Raw genomic sequence first — 19069 nt, 5'->3', positions numbered from 1 at the left:
GAGTCAGAAGTCGAACAGGTTGGCGCGGATGCCCCCGTCGCCGTACTCGCGACGCAGGAGCCCGCGCTGCCGGAGCACCGGCACCAGGTCGCCGAGCATCCGGTAGACCTGCGCAGGGTGCAGGTCGCCGGACAGGATCACGCCGTCGTTGTCCGCGTCGGTGGCCAGCTCCTCGATGAAGTCCGCGAACTCGTCCGCCGTCCCGACGAACCCCGACCGGTCGGCGACGCGGCCGAGTCGGGCCTTGCGGGTGAGCAGCTCGCGCAGCGGAGCGTCCGGTGTGTCGCCGACGAGACCACGGACGGTGCCGGCCGAGACGTGGTCGGCGAAGGTGCCGTCCGGGATCGGGGCGTCGAGGTCGAGCGCGAGCAGGTCGGTCTCGGAGTCGCTCGAGAACGCCAGGGCCACGGCGCGCAGGTCGTCGTCCGACGGGTGCCGTGATGCCTCGACGATGCGGTCGGCCTCGGCGGCCGAGGAGACCAGGACGGGCTTGAGGACGAACAGGACGCGCAGGTCGGTCGGGCTGCGGCCGACGAGCGCTGCGGCGTCGTGGACCTTCCGCCGGTAGGCCGAGACGGCTGCCGCGGACAGGGGCGCGAGGGCGAGCTGCACGTCGGAGTGCGCCCCCGCGAAGCCGAGGCCGCGGCCCGAGCCGCCGGGGGAGACCACGACGGGGTCGTCGTCGAGGGGGAGGGCGTTGAGCGGCCCGGCGGTGCGGAAGTACCCGCCCTCGTGGGTGAACGCGTCGAGTGCGGCCCCGTCGGCGAAGTGCCAGTCCGACTCGGACCCGACGTACCCGGGACCCCACGAGCGCCAGAGGCGTCGGAGCAGCCCGATCCACTCCTCGGCGCGGTCGTAGGCGGCGTCGTGCGGCAACGGGTCGAGGCCGGCGTGCCGGGCGCTGCCCACGTCCGTGACGACGTTGACGCCGAGTCGGCCGGACGACAGGTGCGCGAGCGTGGCGAGCTGCCGAGCGGCGAGGTACGGCGGCGTGACCCCGGCGTTCACCGTCGGTGCCACGCCGATGCGCCGGGTGGCGGCGAACAGCCACGGGGCGAGCAGGAGCGGGTCGTGCTTCGGACCCCCGTACGCCTGCCGGATCCGGAGGTCGAGCGTCGACGGGTCCCCGAGCGAGACGGCGTCCTCGGCGATGACGAGGTCGAACCCTGCGTCCTCGAGCGCCCGCACCGACTGCTGGTACAGGTCGGGCCTCGTCCAGTCGTACCCCCAGTGCCAGTCCGCCCGGCCCCACGCCTGCGGACCGAACCCGCGCGAGAAGAAGTAGCCGATGTGCTGCAGGCCGGCCATCAGCGCGCTCCGGCGACGGTCGCGGCGGAGGCGGGGCGGGCCTCCCGGCCGACGACGGCGGCTCGGCGCACGGCGGCGAAGCCGCGTTCCAGGTCGCCGATGAGGTCCGCGACGTCCTCGATGCCGACCGACAGGCGGACGAGCCCGTCGCCGATGCCCTGCGCGGCGCGTTCCGCGGGAGTCCTGCCGGCGTGCGTGGTCGACGCGGGGTGCAGCACGAGCGACCGGACGTCGCCGAGGTGGGTCATCCGGCTGAACAGCGTCACGGCGTCGATGAGGGCGTGCGCGGCCGGCTCGCCGCCGGCGAGCGTGAAGGCGAACACGGACCCGGCACCGCGGGGCAGGTACCGCTGGGCGAGGTCGTGGTGCGGACTGGAGGCGAGCCCCGCGTGGTCGACGCTCGTCACCTCCGGCTGCGCCTCCAACCACGTGGCCACGGCGAGCGCGTTCGCGACGTGGCGCTCGACCCGGAGCGACAGTGTCTCGATGCCCTGTCGGAGGAGGAACGCGTTGAAGGGCGACGGGGCCGGGCCGATGCGGGCCGCGACGACTTCCCGCGCGTACGCGATGAACGCGCGGTGGCCGGAGCGCTCGACGTGGCTCGCGCCGCCGAGCAACCGGTCCGGCCGGGTGAGGTGCGGCCAACGCTCGGGTGTGGCGCTCCAGTCGAACCGGCCGCCGTCGACGACGACCCCGCCGAGACCGGCGCCGTGGCCCGACAGGAACTTCGACGCGGAGTGGATGACGACGTCGGCGCCGTGGTCGACCGGCTGCACGAGGTACGGGGTGGCCAGGGTGTTGTCCACGACGAGCGGAACCCCGGCGCGGTGGGCGACCTCGGCGACGCCGGAGATGTCGAGGACGTCGTTCTTCGGGTTCGGGATCGTCTCGGCGAAGAACAGCTTCGTCTCGGGACGGACCGCGGCGGCCCACGCGTCGAGGTCACGCGCATCGGCGACGAAGTCGACCTCGATGCCGAGCCGCCCGAGGTTCTGCAGGAGCAACCCCCGCGTCCCCTCGTAGATGCTCGCGGCGCTGACCACGTGGTCACCCGCGGCGAGCAGCCCGAGGAACGCGACCGTCGCCGCCGCCTGGCCGCTGCCGACCAGGATCGCCTCGACACCGTGCTCCAGCAGGGCGATGCGACGCTCGACGTCACCGTTCGTCGGGTTGCCGAGCCGGGTGTACGTGTAGCCGTCGTCGGCTCCCGCGAAGCGGTCTCGGGCCTGCGCGGCGTCGTCGAAGAGGAACCCCGACGACATGTGGATCGCGGGGACGCGTGCGCCGTGTCCGGCGTCGGGCAGGAACCCGCCGTGCACCTGTTCGGTCGCGAACCCGTGTCGTTCGTGGGCCATCGATCCACCTCCGTACTGCCGTCGTGGCCGGTACTCTCGCAGGCCCGGCGGGGAGTGTGAGCGAATGCGGCGTCGCGTTACGGCGCGGGTCGACGGGCCTGCGTCGTCGGCCCGCCACCGGCGACGGGGAGAGCTGGGCAGGACGCACGCCGACGACCTCGGAGCCGCGGCCTAAGCGCCGACGAGTGCCCCGATGCCGACCACCACGGTGTCCCGGACGGCCAGCAGCGGTTCACGGGCAGCCCACACCGCGAGCCCGTTGACCGCGAGGAACAGCACGAACCAGACGACGGCGGGCAGCCGCATCTCGGCCGCGGCGATGTGGAAGTCCGTCTGCACCCGTGCCCCCGTCAGCAGCCAGCGGAGTACCTGGAGCAGGGAGCGGAGCCCGTCGACCAGGAACGCGGCGCCGAGGGCCGCGACGACGAGCAGGGTGAGCTCGGAGGGCCGGAGGGCAACCCACAGCGCGAGGGCGTCGAACCCGACGACGACGAGCAGGCCGAACCAGTTCCGGACGAAGGCCAGGGCGACCAGACCGACCACGCCGAGCACGACGACCGGCAGCCAGGGTGAGCCGACGACCGCACCGGTGACGAGGAGCACGCCGGCCCAGAGCGGCGCGCTGTACCCGGCGAAGAGGTTCAGCACCCGGACGAGCCACCGGACGGCCCCGGGGACCCGGCCGAGGGACACCCACGCCTCGCCCGACCCGTCCGGGTGCAGGTCGATGCGCCGGATGCGGCCGCCGAAGGGCACGACGACGACGCAGTGGCCGACCTCGTGCGCGATCGTCGCGGCGAGGCGGGCGATGCGTCCGAGGAACGGCACGAGGGGCAGCACGGCGCCGATGAGGAGGGCACCGAACACGGCGGAGGCGGGCAGCGTGGTCAAGCCGCCATCGTCCCAGACGAGGCGCTGGCGTTCACTGGGAGCCGGAGCCCCGGAGCCACGGGAGCGGACGAGAGCGAGGCCGGGGCCGCCGCCCGTCCCCGGGTCAGGCGGGGACGGACGACGGCGGTCCTCGGGCAGCGGAGCTCCGACGGGGCGGGCGCTACCCGAGCAGCGCCACCAGGTGCGAGCGCGACCGAGCGCCCACCTTCCGGTAGATCTGCGTGAGCCGCAGCTCGACCGTCCGCTGCGACATGTAGAGCGACGAGGCGATCTCGCGGTTGCGGTACCCCTCGGTCACCTTCTGCACCACGGCCTGCTCCTCGGCGGTGAGCAGGGGGACGACCGGGACGGCGTCCGGAGCGCTCCCCGGTGTCGTCGGCGACGGTGCGGCGACGATCCGCGCCGTGCCGACCGGTGCCACGCCGGACTGAGCGGCGCGGACCCCGTCGCCGCCCGCGCCGTGCGGGACACCGGGGCCGAGCGGTGGCATCACCGCCTCGTCGTGCGGCGCGACGAGCGGACGCCGGAGTCCCGCGGCCTCGAAGGCCGCCGCAGCCGTCGCGCCGAGCCGTGCCCGGTCCGGACCGGTGCTCGTCGCGGCGAGAGCGGCCAGCGTCCTCCCGCGCTCGTACTGCGAGTCGGTCGGTTCGAACAGCACGAGCGCCCGGTGTCGTGCGGCCTCCCTGGTGTCCTCGTCGGCGACGAGCGCGAGGCTCCGCGCCAGCACGAGGGCACCCCAGCGGGACGGGTGCGCCCGGTGGTCGGCAGCGAGCCGAGCGGTGGTGGACCGTGCTTCGTCGATCCGGCCGAGACGGACGTACGTCTCGACGAGGTCCCCGAGGTGGCGGAGGATCGTCGGGTTCCGCAGGGTGCGGCCGATCGCGTCCGCCGTCTCGAGCGCGGTGACCGCCTCGGCCGGTCGGTCCTCGGACAGCAGGACCCGACCACGGAACGCGTGCAGCTTCGCCGTCGCACCCCACAGCCCACTCGTGGACCGAACCGCGAGACACCGGTCGAGGACGTCGAGGGACGCCTGCGGACGCCCTTCGATGAAGGACCGCCACGCGATCGCGATCGCCCGCGAGGGCTCCCGGAGACGCTCGACCACGCTCGACCCGGACTCCCAGACGTCGATCGCCCGGCGGGCGAGGCGGAAGTCCCCCGATCGCACCTCGTTCTCCGCGCTGAGGTACCGCGCGGCCTCGATCCACACCGGCGCCGTCTGCGTGGACCGGGTGAGGACCAGCGCGAACACGCGCTGGGCGCTGCGGTGTCGGTCGGACAGGCTGAGTGCGTGCGCGAGCATGAGCAGCGCCGGCTCGGACAGTGCGAGGAGGGCCGGCGTGGCGAGGCCGTCGTGCAGGTCCTGGTCCGGTGGGAGGGAACCGGCGACCGCGGCCACCATGGTCCGGGCCGCCTGCAGGACCTGCGCGGTCGGCGCGGGGAGGTCGTGCTCGTACGGTTCGGCGCGCTGGAGGAGGGCCCGGGCCTGGTCCAGCTCCCATGCCTCCGCCCGGAAGCTGGCGACCATGACCACGAGACCCGCGACGGCCGTCGCCTCGGCAGCGTCCGCGGCGTCTCCGGGGACGAGGAGTTCGTCCCCCTCGACGACTTCGCCGCTCAGGTACTGCACCGAGTGGTGCAGCCGGAGGCGGCGCACGTCGTCGAGGCGGGACGCGAACGGCCCGATCGCGGCGAGGTACCGGGCCGCGTAGCCGAGGAGCCGGCGTGCGAGCAGCACCTCAGCGACGGCCAGGAGTGCCAGGTGTTCCGACTCGGAATGCGTCCCGACGTGCAGGGCCCGTTCGGTGAGCGTGACCGCGGCACCTGGTTCGCCCTCGGCGGCGTAGGCCCGTGCTGCGTGCAGCAACGCGACCGCGTCCGGTTCGTCCGCGGTGAAGCTCCGGTGCCACGCAGCGGCATGCGGGTCCGACCGGTCGGCCGACGCGGCGAGCTCGGCATGGGCCGCGCGTCGGTCACGCGTCGGCATCCCCCAGTGCAGCCACGAGCGCACGAGTGGTGAGCGGACCGCGATCGACGGCCCGCGGACCGTGACGAGGTCGAGGGCCGCGAGGTCCTCGACGACGTCCCGGTCCCACTCCGGTCCGACCGCACGGGTGACGGGCACCAGTGCCAGGCGGGACAGGACCTCGAGGTCACGGCTGCCGACCCCGGCGACGGCGGAGGCCGCGATCCGGGCGATGGTGGGGGTCGGGCGCAACGGCAGCACCAGCGGCTCGGAGCCGAGCAGCTGTTCCCGCCGGAGCATGCCGAGCTGTTCGCGGAGCACGCCGGGGTTGCCGGCGGTCTGCTCGGCGACGACCGCCAGCACGCCGTCGTTCGCGTCGTCGGCGGCCATGCTCCGGGCGAGCAGCAGGGCCTCGTCGGCGGGGAGGGCCTCCAGGCGCATCGAGGGCAGGGCGGCGAGCGGACCGCTGGACGGCAGGCTCGACACCGTCGCCACGATGCGCAGCGACGTGCCGGCCAGCCGACCGGCGAGGAACGCGATGAGCGTCTGACTCGCCGGGTCCATCCGGTCGAGGTCGTCGATGAGGACGAGCGTCGGCGGGAGCCGCAGGGTGCGCAGCGTGGCGAGGAGGTCGTGCGCCACGACGACCGCTCGGGACGGTTCCGCGTCGCGCACGCTGCCGAGGATCCTCGTGACGTGTGCGGCGGCCCGAGGATCGTCGAGCGCGCCGAAGAGTGTCGTCACACCGCTGAGCGGCCAACGGGACTCGGTCCCGTTGACACCGATGCGGACGACGGGGACGGGGACACGGCTGCTGGCCGCGTCGAGGACGCTCGTGCGTCCGGAGCCGGGGTCACCGACGACGACCAGCGCGGACTCCCGGGGGAGTGCTGCGAGGGTCGTGATCCGGTCGACCTCAGTGCGTCGACCGGTGAGTTCCATCAGGACTCACCGGCCTCCGACGCCAGGGACGGGGGAGCAGGACGCACCGCCGGGGGAGCCGGCGACGGGGGAGCCCGCGGCGAGGTGGGTGGCCCCGCGGAGGGTGGTGCCGGCGAGCGACGGGTGGGTGGCCCGGCTCGCTGACTGGTTCGACGTGTGGACAGATCGCGGACGACGAGCCTGGGTGGGCTCGGTTCCGCTCGGGAACGATGATGTCATCGTCGTGATCACCCCTCGGGTTAGGGTCTTCGGACGAGATGACGGCGGGCCGGCGCACTCCGGGACCAGGGATCCCGACGGGTACTGACCTGCCGCCAGGAGAACGGTAACCCACCATCGACCGCGCCGAGACGATCGTCAGTCGACCATCCGGATCGCCCTGCCCCCAGTCCGGGGGGTCTTCTGCCCCGTCCCCAGGTCGCCGTGGTACCGAGCGGGGTACAGACCCGGTGAGGCGTGGGGGTCCACCCGCGTACAACAGGTGCGGTGGAACAGCGGACTGAGGACCAGCAGCGGTGGCGGGCGTTCGGGGTGTGCGTCGCGGTGGCGGCTCTGACGATCCTGGACCTGTCGAAGGTGAACGTCGGACTCCCGTCGATCGAGCAGTCCCTCGACGCCACGAGCTCGTCGTTGCAGCTCATCGTCGCCGGCTACGCGCTCGCGTTCGGCCTCGCGCTCGTCCCGGCGGGGCGGCTCGGCGACCTCAAGAACCGGCGGCTCCTCTTCGTCATCGGACTCGTGGCGTTCACCGTCTCGAGCCTGCTCTGTGCCGTCGCCCCGACCATCGAGGTGCTCATGGTCACCCGGATCCTGCAGGGGTTCGCCGCCGGGACCCAGATGCCGCAGGTGATCGGTCTCGTCCAGCAGCTGTTCCGCGGTGCCGAACGCGGACGGGCGTTCGGGCTCTTCGGCGCCGTGATCGGCGTCGCGACGGCCCTCGGCCCGACCATCGGCGGCGGGCTCATCGCGCTCGGCGGCGAGCAGGACGGCTGGCGACTGCTGTTCTGGATGAACGTGCCGCTCGGGGCAGTGGCGCTGTTCTTCGCCTGGCGGCTCCTGCCCCGCGGGTCGCAGGGCGCGGCGTCGGACCGCGAACTCGACATCGTCGGGATCCTGCTGCTGGGCGTCGCGATCGTCTCGCTCATGCTGCCGTTCGTGACGACCTCGGGAGGCGGCGGATCGGCCGTGCGATGGCTCTGGCTCGTGGTCTTCGCGGTGTTCCTCGTGGCGTTCATCCTGTGGGAGCAGGGGTACAAGCGGCGAGGGAAGTCGCCCGTCGTGCACTTCGAGCTCTTCCGGCTGTCGTCGTACCGGAACGGCCTGGTGATCGTCGCGGTGTACTTCGCCGCCCTGCCGGCGTCCTTCCTCATGGTGACGCTGTACCTGCAGGAGGGCCTCGGCCTCGCCCCGGTCTTCGCCGGCATGGTGAGCATCCCGTTCGCGATCACGAGCGCGGTCGGTTCCTACATCGGTGGTCGCGTGGTGAACCGGATCGGTCGGGCGCTCGTCGTCGCCGGCCTCGCGGCGGTCGTGGTCGGGTTCGTGCTCCTCATGCTCGCCGCGGTCCTCACCCCACCGGAGGTCACGCCATGGGCGATGGCCGGCGCGTTCCTCGTCGGCGGCCTCGGCGGCGGCTTCGTCGTCTCGCCGAACCAGACCCTGACCCTCGCCGAGATCCCGGTGGAGCAGTCCGGGGTCGCCGGGTCGATGCAGCAGCTCGGGCAGCGGGTCGGCACGGCCATCGGCACGGCGGTCGCGACGAGCATCTTCTACGGCATCGTGCGGAGCGAGTCGTCGGGGTCCGGGTCCGGCGACCGTCTGGACGCGTACCACGACGCCTTCCGGAGCGGCACCACGTTCACGGTGTCGCTCATCGCGTTGGCGCTCGTGCTCGCGGTGCTCGACCTGCTCGTGCGCCGGCGCGCAGCGAAGCGGGACGAGGGCGCCGGCGGCGGTCACGGGTCCACCGCGGGAGACGGGTCGGGGCGCCACACGGCGGACCGGACGACCGAGGGCGACCACGTCGCCGAGGCGCGCCGAGCGGACTGAGGCTGGTCGGGCCTCCCGGCCGTCGGCGCTGCCGACGGGCTCGGGACCCGGCCTGTCCGGCGGCGGGCCCGTCCCGGTGCCGGTCAGGCCCGGCGGATGACCTCGACGACGGCGTCGTGGACCAGACCGTTGGAGGCGAGCGCGCTGCCGTGCCACGGCCCCGGGTCGCCGTCGAGCGAGGTGAGACGCCCGCCCGCCTCCTCGACGATCGGGACGAGGGCGGCGATGTCCCACGGCTTGAGGTCGGGCTCACCGGCGACGTCGAGGACGCCCTCGGCGACCATCATGTACGACCACATGTCGCCGTAGGCGCGGGTACGCCAGACGCGGCGGGACAGCGTCACGAGCGCGTCGAGCCGGTCGTCGTCGTCCCACTGCTGCAGCGAGTTGTAGCTGAGGCTGGCGTCTGCGAGGGCGGCGACGCCGGACACGTGCAGGGGCCCGTCGAACGAGTGCGCCCCGAGGCCCTCGGCCGCCCACCAGCGCTTGCCGAGGGCGGGGGCGCTGACGACGCCGAGGACCGGACGGCCGTCAACCGCCAGCGCGATGAGGGTCGCCCACACGGGGACCCCGCGCAGGTAGTTCGCGGTGCCGTCGATCGGGTCGACCACCCACTGCCGGTGACCCTCGCTCAGCGCGTCGGCGCCGGTGTCCGCGGTGGTCTCCTCGCCGAGGAACGCGTCGTCCGGGCGTTCGACGGCGAGCCGCTCGCGCAGCGCCCGCTCGACGGCCTGGTCGGCGTCGGTGACCGCGGTGTGGTCGGCCTTCTCCGTGACGCGCAGGTCGGCGGCTCGGAACCGGTCGAGGCTGATCGCGTCGGCGGTGTCGGCGAGGGAGCGGGCGAAGTCCAGGTCGGCGCTGAGGTCCACGTGCGCCAGCGTACCGGCGGTCAGGAGGACGGCCGTGCTGTCGGGCTACGCCGTGCCGGGGTCCTCGGCGCCCATGCCCGTCAGGAGCGCGCGGAACGAGTCGAGCCGCTCGATGCCCGTCGGTCCGAGCTCGCCGCCCGCCACCCGGTCGACGATCTCCCAGTCGTGCGCCTGGTGGAGCGGGATGCCGTCCGGGGCGTCCTGCACCGGCACCGCGTGCGACGCGAACGCCCGGAACACGTTCTCCGGCTGGACGTGCCCGAGCCCGAACGACCGCACCCCCGGCGTGTCGATGATCCAGCCGCCGTCGCGGACGCGGAGCGCGACGGACGACGACGACGTGTGCCGACCGCGCCCGGTCACGGAGTTCACGACACCGATCGCCCGCGTGGAGCCGGTCAGTGCGTTCACGAGGGTCGACTTGCCCACGCCGGAGTGCCCGACGGTGACGGTCACCTTGCCGTCGAGGAGTTCGTGCAGTGCCTCGTGCGGCACGTCGTCGGCGCGACTCGTCACGATGCGCAGGTCGAGGCAGGCGAAGTGCGCCAGGAACGGTGCCGGGTCCGCGAGGTCGGTCTTCGTGATGCAGAGGACCGGGTCGAGGCCCGCGTCGAACGCGGCCACCAGGTACCGGTCGATCAGGCGGGGCCGGGGCTCGGGGTCCGCCGCGGCCACCACGATGAGCATCTGGTCGGCGTTCGCCACGATGACGCGCTCGACCTCGTCCGAGTCGTCCGCACTCCGACGGAGCAGGGTCGTCCGGTCGGCGACGCGGACGATGCGGGCGAGGGTGCCCTCGTCGCCGGACACGTCACCGGTCAGCGAGACGTGGTCGCCCGTGACGACGGACTTCCGGCCGAGCTCCCGGGCCTTCGTCGCGGTGATGACGTGCTCGCCGTCGTCACCCGACACGAGCACGCCGAAGCGCCCGCGGTCGACGTTCGTCACCCAACCGGTCGGGGCGTCCTCGTAGGTGGGGCGGGTCTTCGTCCGCGGCCGGTTCCCCTTGGGGTTCGGCCGCACCCGGACGCTCGACTCGTCGTACTGGCCGTACGGCTCGTCCTCGTCCCCGCCGTCGGTGTCGTCCCACCAGCTCATGCCGGTCCTCCCTGTCCCGTGGTGGTGACGCCGCTCGTCCCGGCGGTCGCGACCAGTCCGGCCCACAGCTCGGGGAACTGCGGCAGCGTCTTCGCGGTGGAGCCGATGTCATCGACCGACACCCCGTCGGTCACGAGCCCGACGACGGCGCCGGCGGTGGCCATGCGGTGGTCCTCGTAGGCGGCCCAGGCGCCGCCCGACAGCGGTGCCGGCTCGATCCGGAGGCCGTCCTCGCGTTCCGTCACCGCGCCTCCGAGGCCGTTGACGTCCGCGGCGAGCGCCGCGAGTCGGTCCGTCTCGTGCCCGCGGAGGTGCCCGATGCCGGAGACCTCGCTCGGGCCGTCGGCCAAGGCCGCCAGCGCGACGAGTGCCGGGGCGAGTTCGCCGCCGCGGGTCAGGTCCAGCTCCACACCCGGCAGGGAGGCCCCACCGCGGACGCCGACGCCGCCGTCGAACACCAGGTCCGCACCGTGGCGCGTCACGGTCGCGCCCCACAGCGGCAGGAGCGTCTCGAGGTCGGCGCCGACCTGGGTCGTCTCGGTCGGCCACGTCCGGATCCGGACCGTCCCCCCGGCCACGAGCGCGGCGACCGCGAAGGGAGCCGCGTTCGAGAGGTCGGGCTCGATCGTCACGTCACGCGCCGCGATCGGACCGGGGTGCACGACCCACTCACCGACCGTCGGCTCGTCGACCCGGACACCACGGGCGCGCAGGACGTCGATCGTCATCGCGATGTGCGGCATGCTCGGCAGGCGCTCGCCGACGTGGCGGAGGTGCAGGCCCTCGTCGAAGCGCGGTGCGGACAGCAGCAGGCCGGAGACGAACTGGGACGATGCCGAGGCGTCGATGTCGAGCGTGCCGCCGCGGACCGAGCCGGAGCCGACGAACGTGAAGGGCATCGCGCCCGCACCGTCGTCGGTGACGTCGACGCCGAGGTCCACGAGCGCTCGGATGATCGCCGCCATCGGGCGCTTGCGGGCGTAGGGGTCGCCGTCGATCGTGACGGGCCCCTCGGCCAGGGCTGCGAGGGGCGGCAGGAAGCGCATGACCGTGCCCGCGAGGCCGCAGTCCACGCGCACGCCGCCGTGCAGGGCAGCGGGGGTCACCCGGAGGTCCGGACCGTACGGGTTCGCCGGGTCGCCCGCGGCCGGATCGACCTCGTCGATGCCGACGCCGAGCTGTCGGAGCGCCGTCGACATGAGTGCGGAGTCCCGTGAGTGCAGGGGCAGCCGGATGGTGGAGGGGCCGTCCGCGAGGGCCGCGAGGACGAGCTCACGGTTCGTCAGCGACTTCGACCCGGGCAGGGCGACGTCCCCGGCGAGCGGGCCCGGCGCGACGGGGGCGGTCCAGGGGCGGGAATGCGTCGTGGCTGCCATCGGTTCACCACACTACTGAACCCATCGGGAGGAGCACGGTGATCGCACTCGCACCGTCACGACCGGCCGCCGCGGACCTGCTGCCGTCGGCCGTCACGACGCTGGCCGAGCCGCAGGGCCCGGACATCCGCGTCCGCCTAGACTGGCGGGCGATGACGACCGACGAACCGCAGCACGCACCGGACGACCTGGTCGAGGAGACCGAGGCGCAGCTCGACGCCGTCGAGGACGAGGAACTCGTCGACGACGAACCCGTCGACGCGAAGACGGTGTCGGAGCACGAGCTGCGCCGGTTGTTCGAGGACCAGGCGCTGCCGTTCATGGACCAGCTCTACGGCGCCGCCATGCGGATGACCCGCAACCCCGCCGATGCGTCCGACCTCGTGCAGGAGACCTTCGTCAAGGCGTTCGCCGCCTTCCGACAGTTCCGCCAGGGCACGAACCTCAAGGCGTGGCTCTACCGGATCCTCACCAACACGTTCATCAACACGTACCGCAAGAACCAGCGGAACCCGTACCAGGGCACGATCGACGAGCTCGAGGACTGGCAGCTGGGCGGCGCGGAGAGCGTGACGCAGTCGATCTCGGCGCGGTCCGCCGAGGCGGACGCCATCGACCACCTGCCGTCCTCCGCCGTGAAGGACGCGCTGCAGGCCATCCCGGAGGACTTCCGCATGGCTGTCTACTTCGCCGATGTCGAAGGGTTCTCCTACCAGGAGATCGCCGACATCATGAAGACCCCCGTGGGGACGGTCATGAGCCGCCTCCACCGTGGGCGCCGGCTCCTGCGCGGACTGCTGGCGGACCACGCACGCGAGACCGGTGTCGTCCCGGACGCAGCGTCGACGGCGACGATGCGCGGACGAGGCCGAGGTGCAGGCACGCGGGCGGCCACGACGGCCGGTTCCCGCTCGACCCGGAAGGACGCACGATGAGCGGGTGCGACTGCTCGAAGGCGAAGGCGGAGCTCGAGGAGTTCCTCCACGACGAGCTCCGTCACGAGGACGCCGCGGACATCCGCGAGCACATGGACGGGTGTGAGGACTGCCTCACGGAGCACCGTGTCGGCGTGGTGCTCATGGAGACCGTCAAGCGCGCGTGCCAGGAGACCGCGCCGGAGCGGCTCCGTGACGAGGTCCTCGCTCGACTCCGTGCGGTGCAGTCGACCCACTGACCCGACCCCGGCCGCGTCACACCACACGGTGGCGCCGTCGCGAGCGGGTAGGGTGCGGGCATGACCGACGCCGAGCCGATCAGCACCTGGACCGAACCCGACGTCGCCGCGGTGACCGACCTGATGCGCCTGCTCGGTCACCAGGTCGAGCCCGACGCCATGCGGTCGCGGCTCGAGCGCCTCACGTCCGAGGCGGGGCACCGCACCTGGGTCGTCCGCGGTGACGACGGTCGACCGATCGCGGTCGCCGGAGCGCAGGTCACGTGGACCTACGCCGGTGACGAGCCGACCGCGCAGCTCCTGCTGCTGGTCGTCGACCCCACGGCCAGGAGGCACGGCACCGGTTCCGCGCTCCTCGGCACCTTCGAGACGTGGGCGGCCGAGCAGGGCGCACGCCGACTGTCCGCCGTCAGTGCCGCGGCGACCGACAACGCGCACCGCTTCTACCAGCGCCGCGGCTACCACGAGGCCGGAGTCCGCTACACGAGGTTGGTCTAGCGAACGCTGTTGCATCCCTCGCGAACGTCGGAGCGCCTCGTGCTGGAGTCCATCGGACTTCTGCACGAGGCGCTTCCTGGTCGGCTCAGGCCGACGCGCTCAAGCGCTCAACGCGCGGTCGATGACGTCGGCGGCCTCCTGGGCGCTGCGCTTGGACGATCCCGTCGCCGGGGCCGCACTCGCCGTGCGGGCGGCGACCGACAGCGGTCGACCGTCCAGGTGCGGCGAGAGGTTCATGCACACGAACGGCCAGGCTCCCTGGTTCTCGGGCTCCTCCTGCGCGAACACGACCTCGGCCTGCGGGTAGCCCGACAGGACCTCGAGGATCCGGTCGAGCGGGAGCGGCGCGAGCTGCTCGAGCCGGACGAGTGCCACGTCGGTGACGCCGCGCTTCTCCGCCTCGGCCCGCAGGTCGTGGTGGATCTTGCCCGAGTGCAGCACGACCCGGCGCACCGACCCGCGGTCGACGCCGTTCGCCTGCAGACGGTCGTCGTCCAGGACCTCCTCGAACGTCCCCGAGGTGAAGTCGGCGACCGCGCTCGTCGCCTGGCGCAGGCGGAGCATCGCCTTCGGCGAGAAGACGATGAGCGGCTTCTGCGGCTTCGCCCACGCCTGACGACGGAGCAGGTGGAAGTACGACGCCGGGGTCGACGGGCGGGCGACCACCATGTTGTCCTGCGCGCAGAGCTGCAGGTACCGCTCGATGCGACCGGAGGAGTGGTCCGGTCCCTGGCCCTCGTAACCGTGGGGGAGCAGCAGCACCAGGCCCGAGCGCTGGCCCCACTTCTGCTCGGCGGACGAGATGAACTCGTCGATCACGGTCTGGGCGCCGTTGGCGAAGTCGCCGAACTGCGCCTCCCAGAGCACGAGTGCTTCAGGTCGCTCGACCGAGTAGCCGTACTCGAACGCCATCGCCGCGTACTCGCTGAGCAGCGAGTCGTAGATGAAGAAGCGTGCCTGGTCCTCGGTCAGGTTGGCGAGCGGCAGCCACTCCTGGCCGTTCGTCCGGTCGTGGAACACCGCTTGGCGCTGCACGAAGGTGCCGCGGCGGGCGTCCTGCCCGGCGAGTCGGACCGGCTTGCCCTCCGTCAGGATCGAGCCGATGGCCATCAGCTCGGCCATCGCCCAGTCGATCCCGCCCGCTCGGGTCATCTCGCGGCGCTTGGTGAGGAGCTGCTGCAGCTTCGGGTGGATGGAGAAGCCCGACGGCGGGTTGCCGTGCGCGTCCCCGATGAGTTCGACGAGTTCCTGCGAGACGGCGGTGTCGTGCACCTCGAGCTCGGAGTCGTCGCGCTGCGCGGTGGGCCGCTCGAGCCCGTTCACGGCTCCGGAGTCACCCACCGCCGGCATCGTGCCGGTCTGCGCCTCGTGCGTCTCGGCGAAGGCTCGCTCCAGGCGGTCCTGGAAGTCGCGGTGCGCGTCGTCGTACTCCTGCTGCGTGATGTCACCACGGCCGACGAGGGCCTCGGTGTACAGGGTGCGGACGGAGCGCTTCGCCTCGATGAGGTTGTACATGAGCGGCTGCGTCATCGAGGGGTCGTCGCCCTCGTTGTGGCCGCGTCGGCGGTAGCAGACGAGGTCGATGACGACGTCGCGGTGGAACTCCTCGCGGTACGCGAACGCCAGGTCGGCGACGCGGGCCACGGCCTCCGGGTCGTCGCCGTTCACGTGGAAGACCGGCGCCTGGATCGTCTTCGCCACGTCGGTCGAGTACACCGACGTGCGAGCGGACTCCGGCGGCGTGGTGAACCCGACCTGGTTGTTGATGACGAGGTGCACGGTGCCGCCGGTGCGGTAGCCACGCAGCTGCGACATCTGCAGGGTCTCGACGACGACGCCCTGGCCCGCCATCGCGGCGTCGCCGTGCACGAGCACCGGGAGCGTGCCGAACGTGCCGGCGGGCTTCCGGTCCTGCTTGGCGCGGACGATGCCCTCGAGCACGCCGTCCACCGCCTCGAGGTGTGAGGGGTTCGCGGCGATCGTCACCGGGATGCGGGAGCCGTCGGACGCGCGGAACACGCCCTCGGTGCCGACGTGGTACTTGACGTCGCCCGAGCCCTGCCCGGAGACCGTACCCGGCAGCTGGGTGCCCTCGAACTCGCGGAAGATCTGGCCGTACGTCTTGCCGGCGATGTTCGTCAGCACGTTGAGACGGCCGCGGTGGGCCATGCCGATCGCGACCTCGTCCAGCCCGGCACCGGCGGCGTGCTGGATGAGCGTGTCGAGGAACGCGATCGTCGACTCGCCGCCCTCGAGCGAGAAGCGCTTCTGACCGACGTACTTCGTCTGCAGGAAGGTCTCGAACGCCTCGGCCTCGTTGAGCTTGCCGAGGACACGGAGCTGCTCGTCCTTCGACGGCTTCGAGTACGGGACCTCGATGCGCTCCTGCACCCAGCGACGCTGCTCGGGGTCCTGGATGTGCATGTACTCGATGCCGACGGTGCGGCAGTAGGCGTCGCGGAGGATGCCGAGCACGTCGCGCAGCGGCGCGGTCGTCGTGCCCGCGAGGCCACCGGTGACGAACTCGCGGTCGAGGTCCCAGAAGGTCAGCCCGTGACTCTCGATCTCGAGGTCGGGGTGCGTGCGCTGCCGGTACTCGAGCGGGTCGATGTCCGCCATCAGGTGCCCGCGGACGCGGTAGCTGTTGATGAGCTCCTGCACGCGCGCGGTCTTGTTCACCCGGTGCGCCAGGTCGACGTTGATGTCGTTCGCCCACTGGATCGGCTTGTACGGGATCCGGAGCGCGGCGAAGATGTCGTCGTAGAAGCCGTGCTGGCCGATGAGGCGCTCGTGCACCTTCTTGAGGAACTCGCCCGAGCCGGCGCCCTGGATGACGCGGTGGTCGTAGGTGCTCGTCAGCGTGATCGTCTTGCCGACACCGAGCTCGACGAGGGTCTTCGGCGCCGAGCCCTGGAACTGCGCCGGGTACTCGAGCGCACCGGCGCCGATGATGCAGCCCTGGCCCTTGGTGAGGCGCGGGACCGAGTGGACGGTGCCGATGCCGCCCGGGTTCGTCAGGGAGATCGTCGTGCCCTGGAAATCCGACGGGGTCAGCTTGTTGTCCCGGGCGCGCTTGACGACGTCCTCGTACACGGAGAGGAACTGCCCGAACGTCAGGGTCTCGGCCCGCTTGATGCTCGGGACGAGCAGGGACCGGGTGCCGTCCTTCTTCGGGACGTCGATCGCGATGCCGAGGTTGACGTGCGCCGGGGTCACCAGGAACGGCTTGCCGTCACGCTCCTCGTAGGAGACGTTCTGGCTCGGGAACTCCTTGAGCGTCTGCACCATGGCCCAGCCGATGAGGTGCGTGAAGGAGATCTTGCCGCCGCGGGCACGCCGCAGGTGGTTGTTGATGACGATGCGGTTGTCGATCATCAGCTTCGCCGGGATGGTCCGGACGCTCGTCGCGGTCGGGACGGTCAGCGACGCGTCCATGTTCGACGCGAGGGTCTTCGCCATGCCTCGCAGCGGGGTGGCGACGTCCTCGTGCGTCTCCTCGTGCTCGTCGGCTGCGTCGTTCGCCTCGGCGGGGATCGGCTGCGGCGACGGCTGGCGTGAGGTGGTCCGGGCCTGGAGCGGGGTCTTGGCCTCCCCGGTGGCGGGCTGCTGCGTGGAGGAGGGACCCGAGACGGCGGCGGGCTGACCGGCGGGGGCGTCCTGCGCGGCGGCGGCCTGCGCCGGAGCCGGGGTGCTCGAGTCGGTACCGGCCGGGGTGCTCGAGTCGGAAGCAGCTGCGTCGGCGTCCGTGCTGGTCGCCTGCGTCCGGTGGTAGCTCTCGAGGACGGGCCACCAGGCCTCGTCCACGCTGCTCTTGTCCACGACGAACTGCTCGTACAGCTCGTCCACCAGCCACTCGTTCGCCCCGAATTCGCCCGCGGTCTCGTCCGTTCCGGTCAGATGGCTCGACACAGCCGATCGCCCACTCTCCGTCGATTGATGCTCGTGTGTGTCGTGCAGGGCAACCCTGTCCCGCACGCCGTCAACCCTAGCCGCTCCTCCGTGGCCGTGAGGTGGGAGACGGCAGGCGAGTCGGGCCTGTCGGCCGGGTCCACGGGGCCGCCCGGCCGCCCCGCACACGACCCGCCGTACAGTTGTCCCATGAGGTTCTACGAGACGCGGCCGACCCACGACCTGACCTACTCCGACGTCTTCCTCGTCCCGAGTCGGTCGAGCGTGACGAGCCGCTTCGACGTGGACCTCGCGACGAACGACGGCACCGGCGCGACCATCCCGGTCGTCAGCGCGAACATGAACTCGGTCACGGGCCCGCGGCTCGCGGCGGCCCTCGCCCGTCGCGGTGGACTGGGCGTGCTGCCGCAGGACATGCACCTGCAGGACCTCGCCGAGGCGATCCGCTGGGTGAAGGCGCAGCCGGTCGAGTACGACTCCGCGATCGACCTCGGTGCCGACGCGACCGTCGCCGAGGCGCTCGAGCAGCTCCTGCCCGTCGAGGGTCGCGGCATCGTCGTGCGCGACGCGGCGGGGGAGTACCTCGGCTGCGTGCCCGCGACCCGCCTCGCCACCGCCGGCGCGGATGCCGTCCTCGGCGACCTGCTGCACGGCGCGACGGTCGCGATCGACGCGGAGGACGCCGGCACCCCGCGGCACGTGTACGACGTGCTCACCGCGGCGGGCGTCGACTTCGCCCCGGTGATGCGGCACGGCAAGGTCGTCGGCACCACGAGCCCGACCAGCGCCATCCGCTCCGACATCTACCGGCCGGCGGTCGACGGCTCAGGGCGCCTCCGCGTCGCGGCTGCCGTGGGCATCAACGGCGACGTCGCCGCGAAGGCCGCGGCCCTCGCCGACGCCGGGGTCGACGTGCTCGTGCTCGACACCGCGCACGGCCACCAGGAGGGCATGCTCCGTGCGCTCCGCGCCGTCTCGGCCCTGCAACTCGGCATCCCCCTCGTCGCGGGCAACGTCGTCACCGCCGACGCCGTCGCGCACCTGGTCGCCGCGGGGGCGTCGATCATCAAGGTCGGTGTCGGCCCCGGCGCGATGTGCACCACCCGCATGATGACGGCCGTCGGCCGCCCGCAGTTCTCCGCCGTGCTCGAGACCGCGGCGGCGGCGCGTTCCCTCGGCGCACACGTGTGGGCGGACGGCGGCGTCCGGTACCCGCGCGACGTGGCCCTCGCCCTGGCGGCCGGTGCGTCCGCCGTGATGATCGGCTCGTGGTTCGCCGGCACGCTCGAGGCACCCGGCGTCCTCCGCCGCGACGACGCCGGTCGGGCGTACAAGGAGAGCTGGGGCATGGCGTCGGCCAAGGCGGTCCGGGAGCGGTTCGAGCGCCTCGACCCGTACGAGCGCGCCCGCAAGGCGCTCTTCGCCGAGGGCATCTCGTCGTCGACCATCTACCTCGACCCGGAGCGCCCGAGTGTCGAGGACCTGCTCGACATGATCACGACCGGTCTCCGCAGCTCCGCCACGTACGCCGGCGCGACGAGCCTCACCGAGTTCGCCGACCGCGCGCTGGTCGGCATCCAGTCGGCCGCCGGGTACGAGGAGGGCAAGCCCCTCCCCGTCAGCTGGTAACG

The 19069-nt window shown here is 72.6% G+C and carries 13 protein-coding genes; 5 read left to right on the top strand and 8 right to left on the bottom strand.

All coding sequences use genetic code 11. The features are described 5' to 3' along the window. Window positions 1-3: 3 nt before the first annotated feature. From DEJ18_RS08965 to DEJ18_RS08950, 4 genes are all read right to left on the bottom strand, one after another. Window positions 4-1308: an LLM class flavin-dependent oxidoreductase gene (locus DEJ18_RS08965; RefSeq protein ID WP_111210810.1), complete on the bottom strand. Its 1305-nt coding sequence runs from the start codon at window positions 1306-1308 to the stop codon at window positions 4-6. After that, window positions 1308-2663, bottom strand: a complete 1356-nt coding sequence (locus tag DEJ18_RS08960; protein WP_111210809.1) for an O-acetylhomoserine aminocarboxypropyltransferase/cysteine synthase family protein — start codon at window positions 2661-2663, stop codon at window positions 1308-1310. Before DEJ18_RS08960 ends, DEJ18_RS08965 begins: the two co-directional genes overlap by 1 nt. Before the next feature lie 171 nt (window positions 2664-2834). After that, a complete protein-coding gene (locus DEJ18_RS08955) occupies window positions 2835-3554 on the bottom strand; it encodes a M50 family metallopeptidase (RefSeq protein ID WP_181431138.1) in 720 nt (239 codons plus the stop codon). 160 nt (window positions 3555-3714) lie between these two features. Continuing rightward, window positions 3715-6465 carry a helix-turn-helix transcriptional regulator gene (locus tag DEJ18_RS08950; RefSeq protein WP_111210807.1) on the bottom strand — a complete coding sequence of 917 codons (2751 nt, stop codon included), beginning with the start codon at window positions 6463-6465 and terminating at the stop codon, window positions 3715-3717. A gap of 486 nt (window positions 6466-6951) precedes the next feature. Between DEJ18_RS08950 and DEJ18_RS08945 the strand changes: the two genes are divergently transcribed. Continuing rightward, on the top strand, window positions 6952-8514 hold the full coding sequence (locus tag DEJ18_RS08945) for an MFS transporter (protein WP_258376949.1): 1563 nt from the start codon (window positions 6952-6954) through the stop codon (window positions 8512-8514). An 83-nt stretch (window positions 8515-8597) separates the two neighbouring features. Here the strand turns inward: DEJ18_RS08945 and DEJ18_RS08940 are convergent, their stop codons facing one another. From DEJ18_RS08940 to aroA, 3 genes are read right to left on the bottom strand one after another with little or no spacing between them, the layout of a single operon-like run. Beyond that, complete coding sequence (locus DEJ18_RS08940; RefSeq protein ID WP_111210805.1) at window positions 8598-9383, bottom strand: inositol monophosphatase family protein; 786 nt, start codon at window positions 9381-9383, stop codon at window positions 8598-8600. A 45-nt stretch (window positions 9384-9428) separates the two neighbouring features. Then, window positions 9429-10481, bottom strand: coding sequence for a ribosome small subunit-dependent GTPase A (rsgA, locus tag DEJ18_RS08935; RefSeq protein ID WP_111081602.1), 1053 nt, complete (start codon window positions 10479-10481; stop codon window positions 9429-9431). Next, a complete protein-coding gene (gene aroA, locus DEJ18_RS08930; protein WP_111210804.1) occupies window positions 10478-11857 on the bottom strand; it encodes a 3-phosphoshikimate 1-carboxyvinyltransferase in 1380 nt (459 codons plus the stop codon). Before aroA ends, rsgA begins: the two co-directional genes overlap by 4 nt. A gap of 152 nt (window positions 11858-12009) precedes the next feature. Here aroA and DEJ18_RS08925 point away from each other — a divergent pair, with 152 nt between their 5' ends. Genes DEJ18_RS08925 through DEJ18_RS08915 form a run of 3 tightly spaced genes read left to right on the top strand, consistent with a single transcriptional unit; the run spans window position 12010 to window position 13529 of the window. Further along, entirely contained in the window at window positions 12010-12792 is a 783-nt protein-coding gene (locus DEJ18_RS08925; RefSeq protein WP_111081691.1) for a sigma-70 family RNA polymerase sigma factor, read from the top strand. Further along, window positions 12789-13031 (top strand): zf-HC2 domain-containing protein, encoded by a 243-nt coding sequence (locus DEJ18_RS08920; RefSeq protein ID WP_111081604.1) that lies wholly within the window; start codon window positions 12789-12791, stop codon window positions 13029-13031. The genes DEJ18_RS08925 and DEJ18_RS08920 overlap by 4 nt, the downstream gene beginning before the upstream one ends. A gap of 60 nt (window positions 13032-13091) precedes the next feature. After that, window positions 13092-13529, top strand: coding sequence for a GNAT family N-acetyltransferase (locus tag DEJ18_RS08915; RefSeq protein ID WP_111081605.1), 438 nt, complete (start codon window positions 13092-13094; stop codon window positions 13527-13529). 99 nt (window positions 13530-13628) lie between these two features. Here the strand turns inward: DEJ18_RS08915 and DEJ18_RS08910 are convergent, their stop codons facing one another. Continuing rightward, the gene (locus DEJ18_RS08910; protein WP_181434219.1) at window positions 13629-17438 is read right to left on the bottom strand and encodes a multifunctional oxoglutarate decarboxylase/oxoglutarate dehydrogenase thiamine pyrophosphate-binding subunit/dihydrolipoyllysine-residue succinyltransferase subunit; all 3810 of its coding nucleotides are present in this window, start codon (window positions 17436-17438) and stop codon (window positions 13629-13631) included. A 189-nt stretch (window positions 17439-17627) separates the two neighbouring features. Here DEJ18_RS08910 and guaB1 point away from each other — a divergent pair, with 189 nt between their 5' ends. After that, window positions 17628-19067 (top strand): GMP reductase, encoded by a 1440-nt coding sequence (gene guaB1 / locus DEJ18_RS08905; RefSeq protein WP_111081606.1) that lies wholly within the window; start codon window positions 17628-17630, stop codon window positions 19065-19067. Window positions 19068-19069: the final 2 nt, after the last annotated feature.

The organism is Curtobacterium sp. MCSS17_015, from assembly GCF_003234265.2.
Classification (GTDB): Bacteria; Actinomycetota; Actinomycetes; order Actinomycetales; family Microbacteriaceae; genus Curtobacterium.
Note: the sequence above shows the minus strand (reverse complement) of the source record. Positions and strands in the feature narration are given on the sequence as shown.